The 21,500-nt window shown below is 72.3% G+C and carries 20 protein-coding genes; 8 read left to right on the top strand and 12 right to left on the bottom strand.

Going from position 1 to position 21,500, the window contains the following annotated elements; translation table 11 throughout:
- Nucleotides 1-38: 38 nt before the first annotated feature.
- Both ACFV9D_RS07645 and ACFV9D_RS07640 read right to left on the bottom strand, forming a co-directional pair.
- Complete coding sequence (locus tag ACFV9D_RS07645) at nucleotides 39-1,388, bottom strand: MFS transporter (protein ID WP_385142462.1); 1,350 nt, start codon at nucleotides 1,386-1,388, stop codon at nucleotides 39-41.
- Nucleotides 1,389-1,526: 138 nt separating this feature from the next.
- Nucleotides 1,527-2,129 (bottom strand): hypothetical protein, encoded by a 603-nt coding sequence (locus ACFV9D_RS07640; RefSeq protein ID WP_385142459.1) that lies wholly within the window; start codon nucleotides 2,127-2,129, stop codon nucleotides 1,527-1,529.
- A gap of 102 nt (nucleotides 2,130-2,231) precedes the next feature.
- On the opposite strand from ACFV9D_RS07640, the gene npdG reads away from it, so the two are divergent.
- A complete protein-coding gene (gene npdG / locus ACFV9D_RS07635) occupies nucleotides 2,232-2,930 on the top strand; it encodes an NADPH-dependent F420 reductase (protein ID WP_385142456.1) in 699 nt (232 codons plus the stop codon).
- Between the two features lie 23 nt (nucleotides 2,931-2,953).
- A complete protein-coding gene (locus ACFV9D_RS07630; RefSeq protein ID WP_385142453.1) occupies nucleotides 2,954-3,193 on the top strand; it encodes a hypothetical protein in 240 nt (79 codons plus the stop codon).
- On the opposite strand, the gene ACFV9D_RS07625 is transcribed toward ACFV9D_RS07630, so the two are convergent.
- The gene (locus ACFV9D_RS07625; RefSeq protein ID WP_385142450.1) at nucleotides 3,190-3,984 is read right to left on the bottom strand and encodes a site-2 protease family protein; all 795 of its coding nucleotides are present in this window, start codon (nucleotides 3,982-3,984) and stop codon (nucleotides 3,190-3,192) included. The genes ACFV9D_RS07630 and ACFV9D_RS07625 overlap by 4 nt on opposite strands.
- 99 nt (nucleotides 3,985-4,083) lie before the next feature.
- On the opposite strand from ACFV9D_RS07625, the gene ACFV9D_RS07620 reads away from it, so the two are divergent.
- Nucleotides 4,084-7,590 (top strand): BTAD domain-containing putative transcriptional regulator, encoded by a 3,507-nt coding sequence (locus ACFV9D_RS07620; protein WP_385142448.1) that lies wholly within the window; start codon nucleotides 4,084-4,086, stop codon nucleotides 7,588-7,590.
- A 13-nt stretch (nucleotides 7,591-7,603) separates the two neighbouring features.
- On the opposite strand, the gene ACFV9D_RS07615 is transcribed toward ACFV9D_RS07620, so the two are convergent.
- The 3 genes from ACFV9D_RS07615 to panB all read right to left on the bottom strand — a co-directional run bounded on the left by ACFV9D_RS07615 (nucleotide 7,604) and on the right by panB (nucleotide 10,429).
- Nucleotides 7,604-8,467 (bottom strand): ABC transporter permease, encoded by an 864-nt coding sequence (locus ACFV9D_RS07615; protein WP_385142445.1) that lies wholly within the window; start codon nucleotides 8,465-8,467, stop codon nucleotides 7,604-7,606.
- A complete protein-coding gene (locus tag ACFV9D_RS07610) occupies nucleotides 8,464-9,456 on the bottom strand; it encodes an ATP-binding cassette domain-containing protein (RefSeq protein ID WP_385142441.1) in 993 nt (330 codons plus the stop codon). Before ACFV9D_RS07610 ends, ACFV9D_RS07615 begins: the two co-directional genes overlap by 4 nt.
- A 109-nt stretch (nucleotides 9,457-9,565) precedes the next feature.
- A complete protein-coding gene (gene panB / locus ACFV9D_RS07605; protein WP_385142438.1) occupies nucleotides 9,566-10,429 on the bottom strand; it encodes a 3-methyl-2-oxobutanoate hydroxymethyltransferase in 864 nt (287 codons plus the stop codon).
- A gap of 304 nt (nucleotides 10,430-10,733) precedes the next feature.
- On the opposite strand from panB, the gene ACFV9D_RS07600 reads away from it, so the two are divergent.
- Together ACFV9D_RS07600 and ACFV9D_RS07595 are read left to right on the top strand one after the other, a co-directional pair.
- Nucleotides 10,734-11,756, top strand: coding sequence for an endonuclease/exonuclease/phosphatase family protein (locus ACFV9D_RS07600; protein ID WP_385142435.1), 1,023 nt, complete (start codon nucleotides 10,734-10,736; stop codon nucleotides 11,754-11,756).
- A 97-nt stretch (nucleotides 11,757-11,853) separates the two neighbouring features.
- Nucleotides 11,854-13,089 carry an MFS transporter gene (locus ACFV9D_RS07595; RefSeq protein ID WP_385142433.1) on the top strand — a complete coding sequence of 412 codons (1,236 nt, stop codon included), beginning with the start codon at nucleotides 11,854-11,856 and terminating at the stop codon, nucleotides 13,087-13,089.
- On the opposite strand, the gene ACFV9D_RS07590 is transcribed toward ACFV9D_RS07595, so the two are convergent.
- Entirely contained in the window at nucleotides 13,055-14,815 is a 1,761-nt protein-coding gene (locus ACFV9D_RS07590) for an NAD+ synthase (protein ID WP_385142431.1), read from the bottom strand. The two genes, ACFV9D_RS07595 and ACFV9D_RS07590, sit on opposite strands and share 35 nt — an antisense overlap.
- A 47-nt stretch (nucleotides 14,816-14,862) precedes the next feature.
- Nucleotides 14,863-15,729 carry a DUF4190 domain-containing protein gene (locus ACFV9D_RS07585; RefSeq protein WP_385142429.1) on the bottom strand — a complete coding sequence of 289 codons (867 nt, stop codon included), beginning with the start codon at nucleotides 15,727-15,729 and terminating at the stop codon, nucleotides 14,863-14,865.
- Between the two features lie 224 nt (nucleotides 15,730-15,953).
- Here ACFV9D_RS07585 and ACFV9D_RS07580 point away from each other — a divergent pair, with 224 nt between their 5' ends.
- Nucleotides 15,954-16,625, top strand: a complete 672-nt coding sequence (locus ACFV9D_RS07580) for a DUF998 domain-containing protein (RefSeq protein WP_385142427.1) — start codon at nucleotides 15,954-15,956, stop codon at nucleotides 16,623-16,625.
- The gene (locus tag ACFV9D_RS07575; RefSeq protein WP_385142424.1) at nucleotides 16,622-17,476 is read left to right on the top strand and encodes an alpha/beta fold hydrolase; all 855 of its coding nucleotides are present in this window, start codon (nucleotides 16,622-16,624) and stop codon (nucleotides 17,474-17,476) included. The genes ACFV9D_RS07580 and ACFV9D_RS07575 overlap by 4 nt, the downstream gene beginning before the upstream one ends.
- Here ACFV9D_RS07575 and ACFV9D_RS07570 read toward each other — a convergent pair.
- The 4 genes from ACFV9D_RS07570 to ACFV9D_RS07555 all read right to left on the bottom strand — a co-directional run bounded on the left by ACFV9D_RS07570 (nucleotide 17,455) and on the right by ACFV9D_RS07555 (nucleotide 19,740).
- Entirely contained in the window at nucleotides 17,455-17,880 is a 426-nt protein-coding gene (locus tag ACFV9D_RS07570) for a CBS domain-containing protein (protein WP_385142421.1), read from the bottom strand. The genes ACFV9D_RS07575 and ACFV9D_RS07570 overlap by 22 nt on opposite strands.
- Nucleotides 17,881-17,996: 116 nt before the next feature.
- Complete coding sequence (locus tag ACFV9D_RS07565; RefSeq protein WP_385142418.1) at nucleotides 17,997-18,632, bottom strand: DUF305 domain-containing protein; 636 nt, start codon at nucleotides 18,630-18,632, stop codon at nucleotides 17,997-17,999.
- A gap of 2 nt (nucleotides 18,633-18,634) precedes the next feature.
- Complete coding sequence (locus ACFV9D_RS07560) at nucleotides 18,635-19,288, bottom strand: DUF3105 domain-containing protein (RefSeq protein WP_385142415.1); 654 nt, start codon at nucleotides 19,286-19,288, stop codon at nucleotides 18,635-18,637.
- 74 nt (nucleotides 19,289-19,362) lie between these two features.
- Nucleotides 19,363-19,740 carry a hypothetical protein gene (locus ACFV9D_RS07555; RefSeq protein ID WP_385142413.1) on the bottom strand — a complete coding sequence of 126 codons (378 nt, stop codon included), beginning with the start codon at nucleotides 19,738-19,740 and terminating at the stop codon, nucleotides 19,363-19,365.
- 235 nt (nucleotides 19,741-19,975) lie between these two features.
- Here ACFV9D_RS07555 and ACFV9D_RS07550 point away from each other — a divergent pair, with 235 nt between their 5' ends.
- The gene (locus ACFV9D_RS07550; protein ID WP_352188302.1) at nucleotides 19,976-21,337 is read left to right on the top strand and encodes a glutamine synthetase family protein; all 1,362 of its coding nucleotides are present in this window, start codon (nucleotides 19,976-19,978) and stop codon (nucleotides 21,335-21,337) included.
- The last annotated feature ends 163 nt before the right edge of the window (nucleotides 21,338-21,500 follow it).

Here is a 21,500-nt window from a genome sequence, read left to right as displayed (position 1 = left end):
ATCATGGCGGGGGCCCTGGAGCCCGCGGCTTCGACGCGTCAGGCCGGGGCCCCGGTCCCGGCCTCTTTCGCGTCCCGAGCGTCCCGACCGTCCCGCGCGTCCCGGGCCTCGCGCTCCTCCCGCTCTTCCTGCGCGGCCTTGTGACGCAGCGCGTCCTCGTCCGTGTCGGAGTCGTACGTGAGGAGCTTCGGCAGCGCGAGGCAGAGCAGCCCCACCGAGGCCACACACGCCACGCCCCCGCTCCAGATCGCCGCCCGCGTGCCCGTCCAGCCCGCCATGGCGCCCGCCCGGACCTGGCCGAGCTGAGGGCCGACGCTGTAGGAGAGGACCTCGATCCCGGCGAGCCGGCCGCGCAGCTCCTCCGGGATGGTCTGGTTCCAGATCGTGGCGCGTCCCAGGCCGCTCGCCATGTCGCCGGCGCCCGCGAAGGCCAGGCAGAGCAGCACGAGCCAGATGTTCGAGAACCAGCCGGCCGCCGCGATCGCGAGCCCCCAGGCCGTCGCCCCGCACACGACCAGGAGCCCGTGGCGGCGGATCCGCGAGGTCCAGCCGCTGGTCAGGCCGAGGACGAGCGAGCCGACCGAACCCGCCGCGTACATCAGGCCCAGCGACCAGTCGGCGTCCAGTTCGTCCGCCAGGAACGGGAAGATCGTGTTCGGGAAGGCGAAGAACATGGCGGCGAGGTCGATCACGTACGTACCGAGCAGCACCGGCCGTGACCAGGCGTACCGCGCTCCCTCGACGATCCCGCGGAGAGACGGCTTGTCGGCGTCGTGCGCGGGCGGTGCGGGGGAGAGCCGCAGACACAGGAGTACGGACGCGAGGAATCCGGCGATCGTCACGCCGTACGCGGGGGCGTGACCGGCGTACGCCACGAGCAGGCCCGCGAGCGCCGGTCCGGCGATGGTGCCCATCTGCCAGCGCAGCGAGTTGAGCGCGGCCGCGGCGGTCTGCTGGTCGTGCGGCACGATCCGGGCGAGCAGCGAGTCCAGGGCGGGCCGCTGGAGTCCGGCGAGCGCGGAGACACCGGCGGCGACGACGTACAGCGGCCAGAGCATCGGCTCGGGCAGGAGCGCGTTGAGGAGCAGAAGCAGGGCGAGCAGCCCGAGCCCGGCCTCGGTGGCGACGAGGACCTTGCGCCGGTCGACGGCGTCGGCGAGCGCGCCGCCGTAGAGCCCGAAGGCGACCAGCGGGACCAGTTCGACCGCGCCCATCGCGCCGACGGCGAGCGGCGACCCGGTCAGCTCCTTGATCTGCAGCGGCAGCGCGATCATCGCCACGGCGCTGGAGAAGAAGGCGACGAGCCCCTGCACCCAGAGCAGTCGGAAGTCGCGGGAGGACCGCCACGGCGTCAGATCGGGCAGCACGGCGGAGAGCTTCGAGGTCACGAGGTGCCATGCTCCGACCGCCGCGACGTGTCAGGCAACCGATTTACGACGGACCCGCGGCGCCGGTCGACCCCGGCGGGCCGTTGCGTCGGGCCCGGGGGCCCGGGGGCCCGGGGGCCCGGGCCTGGACGGCCCGCGCTACCAGCCCGGCGGGGGCGGTGACGTCAGGTGGTCGGCCAGGCGGGACAGGCGGTCCCGCAGGCGGCGTCGGCCGCGGGGGGAAGGGAGGCTGTTCTCGCCGGACGCCGCGCTCACCAGGTGCTGCACCGTGTCCAGGTCGACCTCCGCGTCCGCGGTCACCGTCAGCGCCTCGTGCGCCAGGCCGTGGACCTCCGGGTCGCCGTCGTCCAGGGAGAGCACCGTCGCCCCCGCCCTGCGGGCGTCGTGGACCCGCTCGAGGAGACCCGCGTCGGGCCGTTCCGGCGCGACCATCAGCAGCGTTGCGCCGCGCCGCGCGGACTCCAGGCGGCCGAGCCCCACCGCCAGGTGCGCCGGATCGCCCGGCCGCACCCGGTGGCGTACGAGCGTCGGCGCCAGTTCCGGCTGCCCCGACCAGGCCGCCTCGTCCACCAGGTGCGCCGCCAGGTGCCAGGGCTCGTACCCCGCCGTCCCCACCAGGAGCAGCCCGCCCCCGTGCGGCACGACGGAGGACCGGAGCGAAGCCGCGAAGCCGCGGGCCGCAGCCGGCCACTCGGTTCCGGCCAGCACTTCCCGCAGCAGCGCGACGCGTACGGCATCCATGGGGCCGCATCCTGCCGCAGCCGTGCCCGGCGCGAGGCCGGTTGCCGAGGATCCACCCGTACGGGAGACGCACGGCCCCGACCGGCCAGTAATGTCGAGGCCATGACTACGACTGACAGCAAGCCCGCCCCCAAGGACCCCTGGGACCTCCCCGACGTGTCCGGTCTCGTCGTCGGCGTCCTCGGCGGCACCGGCGACCAGGGCCGCGGTCTCGCGTACCGCCTCGCCAAGGCCGGCCAGAAGGTGATCATCGGCTCCCGCGCCGCCGAGCGCGCGCAGACCGCCGCCGACGAGCTGGGCCTCGGTATCGAGGGCGCCGACAACGCCGAGTGCGCCCGGCGCAGCGACATCGTGATCGTCGCCGTCCCGTGGGACGGGCACGCCAAGACCCTGGAGTCGCTGCGCGACGAACTCGCCGGCAAGCTCGTCGTCGACTGCGTCAACCCCCTCGGCTTCGACAAGAAGGGCGCCTTCGCCCTCAAGCCGGAGGAGGGCTCCGCCGCCGAGCAGGCCGCCGCCCTGCTCCCCGGGTCCCGGGTCGCCGCCGCCTTCCACCACCTCTCCGCCGTCCTGCTCCAGGACCCCTCGATCGACGAGATCGACACGGACGTGATGGTCCTCGGCGAGGAGCGCGCCGACGTCGAGATCGTCCAGGCGCTCGCCGGCCGCATCCCGGGCATGCGCGGCGTCTTCGCCGGCCGGCTGCGCAACGCCCACCAGGTCGAGTCGCTGGTCGCCAATCTGATCTCGGTCAACCGCCGCTACAAGGCCCACGCGGGCCTGCGCGTCACCGACGTCTGACCGGCGCCCGAGCGGTCGGGGGCATGGGGGACACTGGACGGGCACCATCAGCCGTACCCGGACAGGAGCCGACCCCCATGCCCCGCCTCGCTCTCTACTCCCTCGCCGTCTGCGCGCTCTCCGTCGTCGCGGCCGTCGTCTCCTTCACCGCGGGCAGCTGGCTCGGCGTCGTCTGGGTGCTGCTCGCCGGCCTCTCCTCCAACATGGCCTGGTACTACATCCGCCGGGCCCGGATCGAGACCCGGACCGAGGCCGGGGCCTAGATCTCGCAGAGCTCCGGCGTCTCCTGCCAGAAGCGGTAGAGGTTCGAGCCGCAGTAGCGGGAGATCTCCGGCACGCCGAGCGCCCGCATCAGCGCGTCGATCGTGTCGAAGAACGCGCCGTTGATCGCCGGGACGAAGAGCAGCGCGATCACGACGAAGAAGCCGTACGGCGCGTACGGCTCGATCTGCCGCTTGATCTTGTACGACAGCCAGGGCTCGATCACCCCGTAGCCGTCGAGGCCCGGCACCGGCAGGAAGTTCAGGAGCGCGGCCGTCACCTGGAGGAACGCCAGGAAGGCGAGCGCGAACCGGAAGGGGAGCGGGACGCCGTCCAGCGCGTCCAGCCAGAACGGCGCCGTGCAGACGATCGCGAACAGGACGTTCGCCAGCGGGCCCGCCGCCGAGATCAGGCTGTGCTTCCAGCGGCCCTTGATCCGGCCCTGCTCGATGAAGACCGCGCCGCCCGGCAGACCGATACCACCCATGATCACGAACAGCACGGGCAGGATGATGCTCAGCACGGCGTGGGTGTAGGCGAGCGGGTTGAGCGTGAGATACCCCTTGGCCCCGACCGTGATGTCGCCGCCGTGCAGGGCGGTGCGGGCGTGCGCGTACTCGTGGAGACAGAGCGAGACGACCCACGCCGAGGTCACGAAGAGGAAGATCGCCAGGCCGGGGGAGGCCGCGAAGCCGGTCCACACGGCCCAGCCGGTGACTGCCATGACGGCGAGGATCGCCAGGAAGACCGGGCTGATCCTGCGCTCGTGGCTACGGGTGGTGGCCGTGGTCATCGGTGGGACTCCCTGGGGCGCGGCTGGGTGTGTGCGGGAAACGTGCCGGGGCGGGGGTGAGTTCCTGCGATGATCCCCGGCTCACGGAGAATAGAGCCTGTGCGCTATTCCGTACTGGGTCCCACCCAGGTCCACACCGCCGACGGCACCCCCGTCTCCCTCGGCGGGGCCCGGCTGCGGGCGCTGCTGGCCGTCCTGGCGCTGCGGGCCGGCCGGACCGTGCCGGTCGGCGTGCTCGTCGACGAGGTGTGGGACGGGGCACCGCCGGCCGACGGGGCGGCGGCGCTCCAGGCCCTGGTGGGACGGTTGAGGCGGGCGCTCGGCCGGGAGGCCGTGGTGTCGGCCCCGGGCGGCTACCGGCTGGCGGCCGGGCCCGAGGACGTGGACGCGCACCGCTTCGAGCGGCTGGCGAGGGAGGGCGTACGGGCGCTGGGCGCGGGCGACCCGGCGCGGGCGGCGGAGCTGCTCGACGAGGCGCTCGGCCTGTGGCGCGGGCCCGCGCTCGCCGATCTGCCGGACCGTACGGCGGAGGCAGCCCGCTGGGAGGCCCGCCGCCTCGACGCCCGCCGGGCCCGCTTCGGCGCGGCCCTCGCGCTGGGGGACGCCGCGTCGGTCCTCCCCGAACTGGCCGCCCTGTGCGAGGCGCACCCGCTCGACGAACCCCTCCAGGCCCTGCGCATCCGAGCGCTCCGCGACTCGGGCCGCGCGGCGGAGGCCCTCGCCGCGTACGAGTCCTTCCGCCGCACCCTGGCGACCCGCCTGGGCACGGACCCCTCCCCGGCCCTGCGGACCCTCCACGCGGAACTCCTGTCCCCCGGCCAGGTGGGCCGGGCCCGGCCGGGGCCGGGCGATGGTGCGGCCCCCGGTCAGGCGGGGCAGGAGGACGGTTCGCCCGGAGCGGGCCAGGACGGCCGGGCTCCCGACCCCGCGCAGCGCGCGGACGACGACGGCTCCCGGGGGCCCCTGGACGAGTCCGCCGCGTCCTCGCCGCCCGGCGGCTCCGACGCCGCCGCGCCCCCGGGCCGTCCCGCCTCACCCCCGCGTCCCGGTAACCTCCGGGCACGGCTCACGAGTTTCGTCGGGCGGGGGCAGGACATCGCTCAGCTCCGGGACGACCTGCACGGCAGCAGGCTCGTCACCCTGCTCGGGCCCGGCGGTGCCGGGAAGACCCGGCTTTCGCAGGAGGGGGCCGAGCGGGCCGCCGGGGCCGGGGCGTGGCCGGACGGGGTCTGGCTCGCCGAGCTCGCGCCCGTGACCGATCCCGAGGCCGTCACCGAAGCCGTGCTCGGGGCCGTCGGCGCGCGCGAGACCGTGCTCCGGGGCGCGGGCGCGGAGGAGCTGCGCGGCACCGAGACCCCGCTCGGACGCCTCGTCGAGCACTGCGCCTCGCGCCGGCTGCTGCTCATCCTGGACAACTGCGAACACGTCGTGGACGCGGCGGCCGGCCTCGCAGAGGCGCTGCTCGCCCGGTGCCCGGGCGTGACCGTCCTCGCCACGAGCCGCGAACCCCTCGGCGTCCCCGGGGAGTTCCTGCGACCGGTGGAGCCGCTGTCGCCGGAGAGCGCGCTGCGCCTGCTCGGGGAGCGCGGGGCCGCGGCCCGGCCCGGCTTCGACCCCGGCGACGACCCCGAGGCGTGCGCCGAGATCTGCCGGCGCCTCGACGGCCTCCCGCTCGCGATCGAGCTGGCGGCGGCGCGGCTGCGACTGCTGACACCGCGCCAGATCGCGGACCGCCTCGACGACCGCTTCCGGCTCCTCACCTCCGGAGCCCGTACCGTCCTGCCCCGGCAGCAGACCCTCCGCGCCGTCGTCGACTGGTCCTGGGACCTCCTCGACGCACCCGAACGGGCCGTCCTGCGCCGCCTGTCCGTCTTCACGGGCGGCTGCGACCTGGAGGCGGCCGAGTCTGTGTGCGGCACCCGGCCCACCGACCCGAACGACGTCCCCGCCGTCCCCGACGCCCTCGACGTCCTCGGGTCGCTCGTCGACAAGTCCCTCGTCGTCGCCGCGCCCACCGACGACGGGACGATGCGCTACCGCCTCCTGGAGACCGTCGCCGAGTACGCCGGCGAGCGGCTCGACGAGGAGGGGGAACGGGCGGCGGTCGAGCGGCGGCATCTCGTCCACTACCGCGAACTCGCCCGCGCCACCGACCCCGAGCTCCGCGGCGGCGACCAGCTCCGCGCCATGAACTGGTTCCGGACCGAGTACGAGAATCTGCGCACCGCCCTGCGCAGCGCCGTCGCCGCACGCGATGAGCACGAGGCGCTCGTCCTCGTCCACTGCCTGCTCTGGTACTGGCAGATGCGCGATCTACGCGCCGACGCCCTGCACTGGGCCGAGGCCGCCGCCGTCCTCGGGCCCGACCCCTTCGCGCCGCCCGCCGCCCCCGTCGTACCGCTCCACGAGCCCTGCACCGCCACGCCGCCCCCGCTGAGCGAGGAACAGCTGTGGGAGGCCCGTCGCGGGGTGCGGCTCATCGGCCTGCTCAACATGGACCACATGACGGGGGACTGGACCACCCCCGACGGTGTGGAGCGGCTGAAGCGGATCACCGCCGTCTACCGGCCCGGGCTGCCGCAGACCTGCCGCCTGCCCGGCGCGTTCGCCGTCTTCGCCGTCATGCTCATCGGCGAGGGGGGCCGGATGCGCGAGATGCTCGACGCCACCGTCGACGCCTGCCGCCGCTTCGGCTACGACTGGGATCTCGCCAACGCCCTCCAGCTGCGCGCCAACCTGCTGGCCAACCGATCCGACTGGGCCGGAGACGCGGCGGTCGACGCCGAGGAGAGCCTGGAGATCTTCGTCCGCCTCGACGACGCCTGGGGCGCGGCCGAGGCGCTCTCCTCACGCGGCGAGGCCCGCGAGCGGCAGCTCCGTTTCGACGGCGCGGCAGAGGACTTCGCCGCGGCCATCGGCTACGCCGAGCGGGTCGGCGCCCAGTCCCAGATGGCGCTGCTGCGCGCCCGGTACGCCTACATGCTCTCCGTGACCGGTCGCGCCGAGGAGGCGGAGGCGATCCTCTGCCAGGTCCTGGCGGCCGAGGAGTACCGCGGGCACGAAGCGATGCTCGCCGCCCGCCTCTTCCTGGCGATGTTGCTCGGCCGCACGGGCCGCACGTCCGAGGCCCGCGAGCAACTGACCACGCTGCTCGACGACTTCAGCTCCGAGACCCTGTCGATCTTCGGCGGGTTCACCCTCGGAAGCCTGGGCTGGCTGGACAACCTCGACGGACGGTACGAGTCCGCGCTCGCCCTCTCCCGGGAGGCCGTGGAACGGTCCCTGGGCGCCCTGTCGATGATGGTCGCCCCGCAGATGCCGGCGGTCCATCTGGTCACCGCCGCCTGGGCCCTCGCCGGTCTGGGTGGTCCCTGCGCGGCGGTCGGGGCCCGGCTCCTGGGCGCCCACCCGGGTCTGCTCCCGGAGGGCCATCTGCTCTCGCCGCCCGAGCGCGACAGCCTGGAGCGCGCCACGGAGCTCGCCCGCTCCGTGCTCGGCGACAAGGCCTTCGAGGCCGCGTACGCCGAGGGCGGCGGCCTCTCCTTGGAAGAGGCCGCCGCCCTGCTCGAACGCGCCGACGCGATCAACAAGCGCGCCGAGTCCTGAACCCCCGTACGGCTCAGGTCTTCTTGCGGAACTTGGCCACCGCGAGCGGCGCCGTCACCGCGGTGATCGCCACGGCCCAGCCGAGCGTCATCCACACCGAGTTGCCGACGGGGGTGCCGTTGATCATGGCCCGGGCGGCGTCGGCGAGGTTCGACAGCGGGTTGTACTCGGTGAAGGTCTCCAGCCAGCCGGGCATCGAGGTCGGCGGGGCGAAGATCGAGGAGCCGAACTGCAGCGGCATCAGAACGAGCATGGCCATCCCCTGGACGGCCTGGGCCGTCGGCAGCGCGAGACCGAGCAGGATGAAGATCCACATCAGCGAGGCGCCGAACACCATGGACAGACCGATGGCGGCGAAGAGGTCCAGGACCGAGCCCTTGATCTCCAGGCCGAGCAGGAAGCCCATGCCGAGCAGGATCGCGGTGGCGATCACCATCCGGCCCATCTCGACGACGATCTTCGCGATGAGGACGGAGGACCGGGCGATCGGCATCGTCCGGAACCGGTCCATGACCCCCTTCTTGAAGTCGTCGTTGATGCCAGTGCCGACGGCCATGGAGATGTTCATGCCCATCATCGCCATCAGGCCGGGGACCACGTAGTTGACGTAGGCGTCGTTGTTGCCCTTGCCGGAGATCGCGCCGCCGAAGACGTACACGAAGAGCAGGACGAAGACGATCGGCATCAGGACGACGTCGAACATCGACTCCGGGTCCTGCCTGATCTGCAGCGCGTTGCGCCGCGCCAGGGCGCCGATGTGGCGGAGGTTGGCACGCAGGCCGATCCGGCCCTCGCCGCCGGGCGCCGGGCGCACAGGAGACGGCCCGGGTGCCTCGGCGGGGGCCTTGGTGAGCTGTGTGGTCGTCGTGGTGCTCACGCGGCGACCTCCTCGGGGGTCGTGGCGGAAACGGTGGTCTTCTCGCCCGTGATGGCGAGGAAGACCTCGTCCAGACTGGGCAGGTGCGTGCCGATGTGCGCGATGCCGTAGCCGCGCGTGCCCAGCAGGCCCACGACGGCGGTCAGCTGCTCGTCGCTCAGGATCGGGACGTACAGCGCGCCGTCGTCGGGGACGACGGTCGCGCCGGCGATGCCGTCGAGGCCGGACTCGCGCAGCGCCGCCGCCATGGCGGGCAGGTCGCTGGTGTCCACCGGGCGGATCGTGAGCGTGCGGCCGCCGACACGGGCCTTGAGCTCGTCGACCTTGCCGTTGGCGATGACCTTGCCCCGGTCGATGACGGTCAGCTCGCCGGCGAGCTGCTCCGCCTCCTCCATGTACTGGGTGGTGAGCAGCACGGTCACGCCCTCGGAGACCATCTGCTTGACCTCGTCCCAGACCTCGTTGCGGGTGCGCGGGTCGAGACCGGTGGTGGGCTCGTCCAGGTAGAGGACGGCGGGGTGGCCGATCATCGAGGCGGCGAGGTCGAGCCGCCGGCGCATGCCGCCGGAGTAGGTCATCGCGGGCCGCTTGGCGGCCTCGGTGAGCGAGAACCGCTCGAGGAGGTCGTCGGCGCGGCGCCGGGCGTCCTTGCGGGAGAGGTCGAGCAGCCGCCCGATCATGTAGAGGTTCTCCCAGCCGGACAGCTTCTCGTCGACCGAGGCGTACTGGCCGGTGAGGCCGATCGTGCGGCGGAGCTGGCGGGGCTGCTTCACCACGTCGTAGCCGGCGACGGTGGCGGTCCCCGAGTCCGGGACGATCAGGGTGGACAGGCAGCGGACGAGGGTGGTCTTGCCGGCCCCGTTCGGGCCGAGCACGCCGAGGACGGTGCCCTCCCGGACGTCGAGGTCGACCCCGTCGAGGGCCTTCGTCTCGCCGTAGTGCTTCACGAGGCCTCGTACCTCGACGGCGTTGTGTGCGGATCGCGTCATGCCACCCATGGGACCAGCCGCCACTGACATTCCGCCTACAGACGTCCGACAGCCCGCCGATGGGGGAATGTCGGCGGGCTGTCGGCTTTCACCGTGGTTCCACAGTGGACTAGTGGAAGGTGTGCTCCTCGGCGGGGAACGCCCCGCCGGTGACGTCCTCCGCGAAGGCGCGCGCGGCGTCGCCGAGCGTCTCGCGCAGGTTGGCGTACTGCTTGGTGAACCGCGGCACCTTCCCGCCGGTCAGACCGGCCATGTCCGTCCAGACGAGGACCTGGGCGTCGGTGTCCGGGCCGGCGCCGATGCCGATGGTCGGGATGTGCAGCGAGCGGGTGACCTCGGCGGCCAGCTCGGCCGGTACGAGCTCCAGGACGACGGCGAAGGCGCCCGCGTCCTGGGCCGCCTTGGCGTCGCTGAGCAGCCGGTGCGCGGCCTCGTCGCCCCGGCCCTGCACTCGGTAGCCCATGGTGTTGACGGACTGCGGGGTCAGTCCCAGGTGGGACATGACCGGGATGCCGGCCTGGACGAGCAGCTCGGTCTGCGGCAGCGAGCGCTGGCCGCCCTCCAGCTTGACCGCCCCGACGCCCGCGTCCTTGACGAGCCGGGTGGCGTTGCGCAGGGCCTGTACGGGCCCTTCCTGGTACGAACCGAAGGGGAGGTCGCCGACGACGAGGGCGCGCTTGGTGCCCCGGACGACGGCGGCCGACAGGAGGGTCATCTCGTCCATCGTGACGGGCACGGTGGTGTCGTACCCGAGATGGCAGTTGCCCATGGAGTCGCCGACGAGCACGACCGGGATGCCGGCCTCGTCGAAGACGGACGCGGTCATCGCGTCGTAGGCGGTGAGCATGGGCCACTTCTCGCCGCGGACCTTGGCGGCGGTGATGTCGTGGACCGTGATACGGCGCGTGCCCTTGCCTCCGTACAGCGCCTTGCTGCTGTCGGGGGACTGCTTCTGGGCAGGCTGAAGCGTCATGGTGAACGGCTCCTTCGTCATCTCGAGGCGCCCTGACGGCGTCCCCGGATCACGTCCATGGTGGCACCTCGCGCCATGACGCGGGAAGTGGGCCGCAGTGGTGCTGTTCACACTGCGACGACAGGACGAATTTCGATACGTACGTATGAATGTGCGCGTTCTGTCACAGCCACCCGCCCCCGCGCCACCTGCAGGAACCCGCCGCGCCGCTCTGTCGTCCCTCGTGGCAGTACGGCAGCCCCGGCATCACCTAGTGTCGACGTCGGGTCGCAGAGCAAGGCAGTAAGGCAGTGAGGACTGAGTGATGGCGCGGGTGGACATGGCGGAGACCGAGAACGGCGGCGCCGGGGACGAGCGCTCCCGGTCCCGGTTCCGGGCGGCGCTGAGGCGCTGGCGCGGTGACCGGGGCATCTGGCGCCGCGGGATCCTCCTGGCCGTCTGCGCGGTGCTGCTCACCCTCCTGATGGTCTTCCACGCCGAGATCCCCAACCGGATCGGCAACCTGGGCAGCCTCACCGAGACCTTCCTGCCCTGGCTGGGCGTGTTCGTGCCCGTCCTGCTCGTCCTGGCGCTGCTGCGCCGCTCGGCCACCGCGCTGATCGCCCTGCTCCTGCCGGCCGTGGTCTGGGTCAACCTCTTCGGGGGGCTCGTCACCGACAAGTCCGCCGCGGGTGGCGACCTCACCGTCGCCACCCACAACGTGAACGCCGACAACCCCGACCCCGAGGGCACCGCCCGGCAGCTCGCCGCGTCCGGCGCGGACGTGGTGGCCCTGGAGGAGCTCAAGGGCGACATGGTCTCGGTGTACGAGCGGGCCCTGGCGAGCACGTACAAGTACCACTCCGTGCAGGGCACGGTCGGGCTGTGGAGCCGTTACCCGCTGAGCGGCGAGCAGCCGGTGGACATCGGCATGGGCTGGACCCGCGCCATGCGCGCCACCGTCTCCACGCCCAAGGCCGAGGTCGCCGTGTACGTCGCCCACCTGCCGTCCGTGCGGGTCAAGATGAACGCGGGCTTCACCGCCAACCAGCGCGACAACAGCGCGAACCTGCTCGGGGAGGCCATCGCCGGCGAGTCCCACGAGCGGGTCGTCCTGCTCGGCGACCTCAACGGCACCATGAACGACCGCTCGCTCAACGCCGTCACCGCGCAGATGCGCTCCACCCAGGGCGCGTCGGGCGACGGCTTCGGCTTCAGCTGGCCCGCCGCGTTCCCGATGGCGCGGATCGACCAGATCATGGTGAAGGGCGTCGAGCCGGTGTCCTCGTGGACGCTGCCGGAGACGAAGAGCGACCACCTGCCGATCGCCGCGCGCGTCGCTCTCTGACCCGAAACCTCCCCGTCACCCGGGGGAGGCCGGCGGGAACATTCCACCTGAGAGTATTTGTTCAGTCGAAGAACTATTCGTCTGGAAAGGCTCTCCCATGCCCCTGGCGCTGCTCGCGCTCGCCGTCTCCGCCTTCGGCATCGGCACCACCGAGTTCGTGATGATGGGCCTGCTGCCCAACGTCGCCGGCGACCTCGGCACCTCCGTCCCCACCGCCGGCCACCTCGTCTCGGCGTACGCGATCGGCGTCGTCATCGGCGCCCCGCTGCTCACCGCGCTCGGCTCCCGCGTGCCGCGCAAGAAGATGCTGCTCCTGCTGATGGCGCTGTTCGTCGTCGGCAACCTGGCCTCCGCGCTCGCGCCCGGCTTCGGCTGGCTGATCGCGGGCCGGGTCCTGGCCGGGCTCCCGCACGGCGCGTTCTTCGGCGTCGGCGCCGTCGTCGCCGCGCGGCTCGTGCCCGAGGACCGGCAGGCGCGGGCGGTGGCCACGATGTTCCTCGGACTCACGGTCGCCAACATCCTCGGCGTACCGGCCGCGACACTCCTCGGTCAGCACCTCGGCTGGCGCGCCACCTTCCTCGTCGTCACCGTCATCGGCCTGCTGGCCATGGCGGCGCTCGCCCGGCTCGTACCGTACGTCCCCGTCGACGAGCGGCAGAGCCTGGGCCGGGAGGTGCGCGCGCTCGGCCGTCCGCAGGTGCTGCTCGGGCTGCTCACCGCGGTCTTCGGCTTCGCGGGCGTCTTCGCCGTCTACTCCTACCTCGCCTCGATGACCACCGAGGTGATGGGCTTCGGGGAGTCCTCGGTCACCCTCGTCCTCGCCCTCTTCGGCATCGGCATGACGGCCGGCGCGCTCGCCGCGGGCCCGCTGACCGACCGGGCGCTGCGGCCGACGCTGTACGGCTCCCTCGCCGCCCTCGCGCTCGTCCTGGTGGCCTTCCGGTTCACGATCCATGTGCCGTGGCTGGCCCTCGTGACCGTCGTCGTCCTCGGCGCGGTCGGCTTCATGACGACCACGCCGCTGCAGATGCTGGTCATGAACAAGGCCAAGGACGCGCCGACCCTGGCCTCCGCCTCCAACCACTCCGCCTTCAACCTCGCCAATGCGGGCGGCGCCTGGGCGGGCGGCGCGGCCGTCGCCGCCGGCTGGGGCTGGACCTCACCGACCCTCGTCGGCGCGGTCCTCGCCGTCCTCGGCCTGGCGATCGCGGCGGTGGCGGGCCTGCTCGACCGTACGCGTACGGCGGAGGGCGCCTCCCGCGTCGTCGCGGGAAGCGCCCCGGCCGTCGAACGGGCCGTCAGTGGCTCGTCGTCTCCCGCCAGCGGTTCGTGATCGGCAGCCGGCGGTCCTTGCCGAAGCCCTTCGCCGAGATCTTGGTGCCCGGCGGGAATTGGCGCCGCTTGTACTCCGCCGTGTCCACCATCCGCAGCGTCCGTGTCACCAGCTCCTCGTCGAAGCCGGCCGCGACGACGGCGTCCTTGCCCTGGTCGCGGTCGACGTACAGGGCGAGGATCCGGTCCAGGACGTCGTAGTCCGGCAGCGAGTCGGTGTCCACCTGCCCCGGGCGCAGCTCGGCGCTCGGCGGCTTGGTGATCGAGCTCTCCGGGATCGGCGGGGTCTGGCCGCGCTCCTCGGCCGCCCGGTTGCGCCAGCGCGCGAGCCGGAACACGGTCGACTTGTAGACGTCCTTGATGGGTCCGTACGCGCCGACCGAGTCGCCGTACAGGGTCGAATAGCCCACTGCCAGCTCGGACTTGTTGCCGGGCGCGAGGACGATGTGGCCCTCCTGGTTGGAGATCGCCATCAGCATCGTGCCGCGCAGCCGGGACTGCAGGTTCTCCTCCGCCAGACCCGTCAGCCCGAGCGCGCCCATATAGGCGTCGAACATCGGCTCGATCGGCACCGTACGGAAGTTCAGCCCGGTGCGGCGGGCCAGTTCGGCGGCGTCCCCGCGCGAGTGGTCCGAGGAGTACTTGGACGGCATCGAGACGCCGTACACGTTCCCCGCGCCCACCGCGTCGCAGGCGATGGCGGCGACGAGGGCCGAGTCGATCCCGCCGGACAGACCGATGAGGACCGAGCGGAAACCGTTCTTGGCGGCGTACGCGCGCAGGCCCACGACCAGCGCCGAGTACACCTCCTCGTCGTCCTCGAGCCGGTCCGCGTAACCGCCGGTCAGCTCCGGCTGGTACGCGGGCAGCGGCTCCTCGGAGAGGATCACGCGGTCGATCCGCAGACCGTCGTCGACGACGCCCGTGGGTGCGTCGGCCGAGGCGGCCGGCAGATCGAGGTCGAGGAGGACACTGCCCTCGGAGAACTGCGGGGCGCGCGCGATCACTTCGCCGTTCGCGTCGACCACGATCGAGTCGCCGTCGAAGACCAGCTCGTCCTGACCGCCGATCATCGCGAGATAGGCGGTGGTGCAGCCCGCCTCCTGGGCGCGCTTGCGGACCAGTTCGAGCCGGGTGTCGTCCTTGTTCTGCTCGTACGGCGAGGCGTTGATCGAGACGAGCAGCCCGGCGCCGGCGCTTCGGGCGGCCGGGACCCGGCCGCCCTCCTGCCACAGGTCCTCGCAGATCGCGAGGGCCACGTCGATGCCGTGGACCCGGACGACGGGCATGGTGTCGCCCTGGACGAAGTAGCGGAACTCGTCGAAGACGCCGTAGTTGGGCAGGTGGTGCTTGGCGAAGCGCAGCACCACCTCGCCGCGGTGCAGCACGGCGGCGGCGTTCTCGGGCGAACCGGCGGGCCGGCCGAGCCGGGGCTCGGCACGGTCCGAACGGTCGAGATAGCCGACGATCACGGGGAGCTCCCCGAAGCCCTCGGCGTGGAGGCGCCGGGCGAGCGCCCGCAGGGCGGTCCGGGACGCCTCGACGAAGGACGAGCGCAGCGCGAGGTCCTCGACGGGGTAGCCGGTCAGCACCATCTCGGGGAACGCGACCAGATGCGCGCCCTGCTCGGCGGAGTGCCGGGTCCAGTGGACGATCGCCTCGGCGTTCCCGGCGAGATCGCCGACGGTCGAGTCGATCTGATTCAGAGCGAGGCGTAGTTGAGGCACGCGCCCAGTGTAATCGTCAGACCGACACTATGTCCTGGTGTACGGGACTACTCGGTCTTCCCGGTCCAGATCACCTTGTCGTACTCCAGGATCTTCGGCGCCATCTCCAGCTGCATTTCCCGGGCGGCTCCGGCGGGCATGGAGAAGGCGTAGGTGCTCTTGGCCTGCTTGCCCGGGAGGACCGTGCCCCGGAACGGCTCGGTCGCGTCGCTGCCGTCGAAGACCGTGTCGGCCGGTGAGCCTTCCGCGTCGCTCGCGTCCGGCAGGGCGGTGGAGAGGTCGAGGGGCGTCTTGCTGCCGTTGACGATCGTGATCGTCACCTGGAACGCCTTGTTGCCCTTGGCGTGCCTGACGGCGAACTGGTCGGGCTGGTACGACCGCGGCTTCGAGACGGTGATCTCGACCCCGTCCGGGTAGGTGTGGCTCCGGCCGAACGCGAGCGCCGCCGGGGCGGTCTCGGTGGGCTCGGGCTCCGGCGTCTCCCAGGTGTCCCAGGGGTCCGCGGTGGGAGCGACGGCGGGGCCCTTGTCCTGCTTGCGGATCCCGTCACCGCTGTCGTTCTTGAAGTCCTTCACCGCCACGACGAAGACGATCAGCGCCACGATCGACACGACGACGGCGATGGCGCCGAGAACGAGGCCGGAGAGCGCCATCCCCTTGTTCGTCGCCTCCCCCTTGCGGACGCGGCTGTGGCCGATGATGCCGAATACCAGGCCCAGCACGCCCAGGATCGTGCCGAGCCAGAAGAACAGCGGGACGACCGCGAAGAGCACACCGACGATGCCGACGACCAGAGCGGCGACCCCGAGACCGTTGCGCGGCTGCTGGAACGGGAGCAGCGGAGGCATCCCGGGCGTACCGGCCGGCGGCGGACCCCACGGGTTCTGGTCGGGGGCGTCCGTGGGCATGGTCATGCGCATCCTCCGAGGTGGCTGAGGGGTTGACGGTAAGCCAGCTGATTATGGAAGATCCACGGATTTTGTGAGCAACCGGTGTTCATGAGGCGGAGTCGCCGACATGCGAGGCGGCCGCACCCCGCTGACCATGAGCTCATGACGAGCAGTAAGTACCGCGAAACCGGCCGGATCCACCCCGACCACCGTGGCGAGAAGGTGCCCGAATAGCATCTCGTACCACTATGTCCACCAGCCGTACGCGCCAGGCCGCCGCCCTCCTGCTGTTCCTCGGCGCCCTCGCGTACACCGCCTGGGTCCTCGAAGTCGTCGTCCGGACCGGGCTCGACCCGGTCCGGACGTACGTCTCCGAACTCGCCGCCGCGGACCAGCCGCTGGGTGGCCTCTTCCGCGCGACCGACCTCGCCGCCGGCCTGCTGGTGCTCGCCGGCGCACTGGCCGCGCTGCTCTTGCCGGGCCGCCGCCCCTGGACCGTCACCGGCTGGCTCGCCCTCGCCCTCTTCGGCGCCGCCACCGCCGTCGACTCCCGGCTGCCGCTGAGCTGTGCGCCCACCGCCGACCCGGAGTGCGCCGCCCGGGAGACGGCCGGACTCGTCCCGGCCACCCACACGGCACACGCCGTCAGCTCCGGCCTCGCCATGGCGGGTGCCCTGGCCGCCATGGTCGCGCTGACCCTCGCCGCCCGCCGCTACGGGATCTGGCGGCCCCTCGCCCGCACCGGCCCCCTGCTCGTCGTCCTCGAACTGGCCGCCACCGCCTGGACCCTGGCCGCCGTCGCCGCCTTCGAGGCGGGCCGGGGCACCTTCTCGCTGGGGGCCGGCCAACGGCTCCAGGTCCTGCTCGTGGCAGTCTGGCTCGGAGTACTCGCCGTCTCCGTGGCCAGGGAGAGAGCTTGAGCGTGTTCGTACGGGTCGGGGGCGTCGCCCACCATGTCGTCGTCGAGGGCTCGGGACCCGTCTGCGTGCTGAGCGCCGGACTCGGCATGAGCTGGTTCGACTGGGACCCGGTCGTGCCGCTGCTCGCCCCGCACCGCACGGTCGTCCGCTTCGACCGGCCCGGCCACGGGCTGTCCGCCCCGGCCGCCGTTCCGCCCAGCGCCACGGGCGAGGCCCACCGGATCGCCGGCCTCCTCGACGCCCTGTCCCTGCCCGGACCCGCCAGCGTCGTCGGGCACTCCATCGCAGGCTTCCACGCGGAGGCCTTCGCCCGGATCCACCCGGACCGCGCCGCCGGGATCGTCCTCGTCGACTCCTCCGTCGAGGAGCACGCCCGTACCCCCGCCGCACCCGCGGTGCGGACCGCCGCCGCCCGCGGCCTCGGCGCCCTGCTCGCCGCTGCGGGAGCCCCTGCGGCCCTCGGCCCTGCCGTCCGCCGCGCCACCGTACGGCTCTCCCGCGCCGCGGGCGGCGACCCGGCATCCGCCGACGCCGTCCGCCGCGTGTACGCCACCTCACGCGTGCTGCACGGCACGCTCCTGGAGAACACCCACTACCGCGCGGTCGCGGCCGAACTCCTCGCCCTGCGCGAGCGGTTCCCGCTGCCGCCGGACCTTCCCGTCACCGTCCTCGCCGCCCCCGACGGCTCGCCCCGCTGGGCGCGTCGTCAGCGCGCGCTGGCCCGGCGGCTCGGCGCCCGCTACGAGGCCGTCGAACCGTCGGGCCATCTGATGATGTGGGACCGCCCGGACGCGATCGCGCAGGCTGTCCTGCGTCAGGCGCGCCCGCGTCAGGCGGGCGAGGCAGCGTAGACGCTCTCGCAGAACGCCTTGAGCTGCTCGTCCGTGATGTGCTGGGCGAGGTCGGCCTCGCTGATCATGCCGACCAGTCTCTTGTTCTCGATGACGGGGAGCCGGCGGATCTGATGACTCTCCATCTCGTCGAGCACCGCGTCGACGTCCGCTCCCGCGTCGATCCACCGCGGGGTGCCCTGCGCCATCTCGCCGCAGGTGATCTTCGACGGGTCGTGGCCCATGGCCACACAGCCGACCACGATGTCGCGGTCCGTGATGATGCCGCAGAGCCGTTCGTTCGCGTCCGCGATCGGCAGGGCTCCGACGTTGAGGTCGCGCATCAGCTGGGCCGCGCGGTCGAGCGTCTCGTGTTCCGGGATCCACTGGGCCCCGGAGTGCATGATGTCCTTCGCCGTGGTCATGGGGTGCGTACCTCCGTAGAAACGACGTCGTACGTACGTCCCCGAGCGTCAACCATTGTCCGCGTACGGCGCGGCCCCCGCGACCGCTGGGGTCACGGGGGCCGGGGCCGGGACGGTCAGGCGCGCGGCTTCGCGCCCCGCGCCTTCAGCAGATCCGCCATCAGCGCGATCTCGGACTCCTGGGCGTCGACCATGCCCTGCGCGAGGTTCCGCTCGACCTCCACGGAGCACTTGTCCACACAGCCCTGGGCCATGTGGACGCCGCCCTTGTGGTGGTCGGTCATCAGCTGGAGGTAGAGGATCTCGGCCTCCTTGCCGCCGGCCTTCCGCAGCTGGTCGAGCTCGGTCTTCGTCGCCATGCCCGGCATCAGCGCCCCGTCGAGGGGACCGGTGTCGCCGTGCCCGCCCATGCCCATCCAGGCCATCGGCTCCGTGCCCGACTCGACCTTCGGCAGCCCCCACAGGTCCAGCCAGCCCAGCATCATGCCGCGCTGGTTGGCCTGGGTGTTGGCGATGTCGTACGCCAGCCGGCGCACCTCCTCGTCCTGGGTGCGGTCCCGGACGATGAACGACATCTCGACGGCCTGCTGGTGGTGGACCGACATGTCACGGGCGAAACCCGCGTCCGCCGAGTCCGACACCGGGGTCGCCGGCGCCTCCTCCCGCTGCGCGGAGGCGACCGTGACGGCGCCCCCGGCGAAGAGCAGCGCGAGGACGACGGCGGCGATCGACGCCCCGTGCGTACGGGTCAACTTCACTGGGTGGCTCCGACGCCACCGGTGCAGGCCGCGCCCGGCTCCGGGGTCTGCGGGCCCTGCACGTACTTGGTGAAGAAGGCGTCGACCCGCGGGTCGCTCGCGCTGTCCACCGTGACCTGCTTGCCCCAGGCGCTCAGCATGATCGCGCCGGACTGGTCGTCGACCGGGCTCATCAGCGAGTACGGGGTCTTGCCGACCTTCTCGGCCAGCTTCTTCACATCGGCCTCGGCGGCCTTCTTGCTGTACGTGACCCAGACAGCGCCGTGCTCCAGCGAGTGCACGGCGTTCATCTCGGCGATCTTCGTCGTGTAGACGTCGCCGTCGCAGTTCTGCCAGACCTGGTCGTGGTCACCGCCGACCGGGGGCTTCATCTCGTAGGCGACCGGGGTGGTCACGTGGTTGCGGCCGAGCTTCTTGGCGTCCCAGGACTTCTCGTCCTTGATGGGGGCCTTGGCGGCGGCCTCCAGCCTCTCCTTCTTCTCGGACTGCTGGTTGAGCACGTAGCCGCCGAAGCCGACGAGGCTCAGGACGACCACGGCGGAGACGCCGATGGTGATGAAGCGGTTGCGGCGCTCGCGGGCCTGCTCGGCGCGGCGCATCTCCTCTATTCGGGCGCGGCGGTCGGCGTTGGCGGAGCGGTTGGCGGCCATGGTGGTGTCGTCCTTCTCGGATGTGGGGTGGTGTGGGGGCGTGAGCCGTGGGGCGGGGCGGATGCGGCCCCTGGCTACGTCCGCAGTACTTGAAGGACGTGCAGGTCCGGCGCACGGGGCTGCGCGTCGGAGCGCGGCGCCCGGGCGTCGTCGTACGACGGCCCGAGGCGCGGGAAGCGGCCCTCCGCCTGGGGCGGGGGGTCGAGCGGCGGCGCGGTGAGCACCGCCGGGCTGAGCGAGGGGAACAGGGAGCAGTCACCGCGGTCGTACGGGCAGACGTACTCGTCGGCACCCGTGGTCCGCTGATGGTGCGCCTGCGCGGCCTCGTCGTGGGCCACGGCGTCGCCGGCACCCAGACAGACGAAGAGCGCGGCAAGGAGCGTCGCCACGGCACTCGCCAGTGCCATGGGACGCGCGCGCCGGGACAGGCGTACGAGTGGAGTGCCCCCCATGGGCGGAGATCGTAGTGGCCGGAGCGCCGGGAGGGGACAGGTGGGGGGAACGTGAGGTGGAACAGAAGGGAACAGACGGACGGAATCGGCCCGTCCCCCGTTACCTGTGTCACACCCGAGCAGGCACTATGGGTGTGCAACGTGCGCGAAACCATGTGGTGGGATGCTCAGGTGCCCCCCGATGTGCCCAAGGCGGTGGGAACAGGCGGCCTGACCAGCAAAGATGGGTGTGGAAATGGACAAGCAGCAGGAATTCGTGCTCCGGACGCTCGAGGAGCGCGACATCCGGTTCGTGCGGCTGTGGTTCACCGACGTCCTCGGCTTCCTGAAGTCGGTCGCCGTGGCGCCCGCCGAGCTTGAGCAGGCGTTCGACGAGGGCATCGGCTTCGACGGCTCCGCCATCGAGGGCTTCGCCCGCGTATACGAATCGGACATGATCGCGAAGCCGGATCCGAGCACCTTCCAGATCCTGCCGTGGCGCGCGGAGGCCCCGGGCACGGCCCGGATGTTCTGCGACATCCTCATGCCGGACGGTTCCCCGTCCTTCGCGGACCCGCGTTTCGTCCTGAAGCGCATCCTCGCCAAGACCTCGGACCTGGGCTTCACCTTCTACACCCACCCCGAGATCGAGTTCTTCCTGCTGAAGGACAAGCCGCTGGACGGCACGAAGCCGACCCCCGCCGACAACTCGGGTTACTTCGACCACACCCCGCAGAACGTGGGCATGGACTTCCGCCGCCAGGCGATCACGATGCTGGAGTCGATGGGCATCTCGGTGGAGTTCTCCCACCACGAGGGCGCGCCTGGCCAGCAGGAGATCGACCTGCGCTACGCGGACGCGCTGTCCACGGCCGACAACATCATGACCTTCCGCCTGGTCATGAAGCAGGTCGCGCTGGAGCAGGGCGTGCAGGCCACGTTCATGCCGAAGCCCTTCTCGGAGTACCCCGGCTCGGGCATGCACACCCACCTCTCCCTCTTCGAGGGCGACCGCAACGCGTTCTACGAGTCGGGCGCGGAGTACCAGCTCTCCAAGGTGGGACGTTCCTTCATCGCCGGTCTGCTCAAGCACGCCGCGGAGATCTCGGCCGTCACCAACCAGTGGGTCAACTCCTACAAGCGCATCTGGGGCGGCTCGGCCCGCAGCGCGGGCGCGGGCGGCGAGGCCCCCTCGTACATCTGCTGGGGCCACAACAACCGCTCGGCGCTGATCCGCGTCCCGATGTACAAGCCCGGCAAGACCGGCTCCTCGCGGGTCGAGGTCCGTTCCATCGACTCCGGCGCCAACCCCTACCTGACGTACGCGGTCCTGCTCGCGGCGGGCCTCAAGGGCATCGAGGAGGGCTACGAGCTCCCGGCCGGCGCCGACGACGACGTCTGGGCCCTCTCGGACGCGGAACGCCGCGCGATGGGCATCGAGCCGCTGCCGCAGAACCTGGGCGAGGCGATCGCCCTGATGGAGAAGAGCGAACTGGTCGCCGAGACGCTGGGCGAGCACGTCTTCGACTTCTTCCTGCGCAACAAGAAGCAGGAGTGGGAGGAGTACCGCTCCGAGGTCACCGCCTTCGAGCTGCGGAAGAACCTGCCGGTGCTGTAGCCGCGGGTCAGCGGCTGCGGCCGAGCGGGACGGCGATCCGGGCCGGGGGGGGGGAGCCCCCCCCCCCCCCCGACCAGTAACAACCCCACAGGGGGGACAACCCCCCCCCCCCCCCCCCCCCCGCGGGGGGGGCGCCCCCCCGGGGGGGCCCCCGACCCCCCCC

Source organism: Streptomyces sp. NPDC059875 (assembly GCF_042731085.1).
Taxonomy (GTDB): Bacteria; Actinomycetota; Actinomycetes; order Streptomycetales; family Streptomycetaceae; genus Streptomyces.
The sequence above is the reverse complement of the archived record's forward strand: the minus strand, read 5'-3'. Positions and strand labels throughout refer to the sequence as shown.

Coding starts and splice junctions, on each gene's coding strand:
- ACFV9D_RS07640 (WP_385142459.1), bottom strand. CDS start 2,129: ATGGATGCCGTACGCGTCGCGCTGCTGCGGGAAGTGCTGGCCGGAACC.
- npdG (WP_385142456.1), top strand. CDS start 2,232: ATGACTACGACTGACAGCAAGCCCGCCCCCAAGGACCCCTGGGACCTC.
- ACFV9D_RS07630 (WP_385142453.1), top strand. CDS start 2,954: ATGGGGGACACTGGACGGGCACCATCAGCCGTACCCGGACAGGAGCCG.
- ACFV9D_RS07625 (WP_385142450.1), bottom strand. CDS start 3,984: ATGACCACGGCCACCACCCGTAGCCACGAGCGCAGGATCAGCCCGGTC.
- ACFV9D_RS07610 (WP_385142441.1), bottom strand. CDS start 9,456: ATGACGCGATCCGCACACAACGCCGTCGAGGTACGAGGCCTCGTGAAG.
- panB (WP_385142438.1), bottom strand. CDS start 10,429: ATGACGCTTCAGCCTGCCCAGAAGCAGTCCCCCGACAGCAGCAAGGCG.
- ACFV9D_RS07600 (WP_385142435.1), top strand. CDS start 10,734: ATGGCGCGGGTGGACATGGCGGAGACCGAGAACGGCGGCGCCGGGGAC.
- ACFV9D_RS07595 (WP_385142433.1), top strand. CDS start 11,854: ATGCCCCTGGCGCTGCTCGCGCTCGCCGTCTCCGCCTTCGGCATCGGC.
- ACFV9D_RS07585 (WP_385142429.1), bottom strand. CDS start 15,729: ATGACCATGCCCACGGACGCCCCCGACCAGAACCCGTGGGGTCCGCCG.
- ACFV9D_RS07580 (WP_385142427.1), top strand. CDS start 15,954: ATGTCCACCAGCCGTACGCGCCAGGCCGCCGCCCTCCTGCTGTTCCTC.
- ACFV9D_RS07570 (WP_385142421.1), bottom strand. CDS start 17,880: ATGACCACGGCGAAGGACATCATGCACTCCGGGGCCCAGTGGATCCCG.
- ACFV9D_RS07560 (WP_385142415.1), bottom strand. CDS start 19,288: ATGGCCGCCAACCGCTCCGCCAACGCCGACCGCCGCGCCCGAATAGAG.
- ACFV9D_RS07555 (WP_385142413.1), bottom strand. CDS start 19,740: ATGGGGGGCACTCCACTCGTACGCCTGTCCCGGCGCGCGCGTCCCATG.
- ACFV9D_RS07550 (WP_352188302.1), top strand. CDS start 19,976: ATGGACAAGCAGCAGGAATTCGTGCTCCGGACGCTCGAGGAGCGCGAC.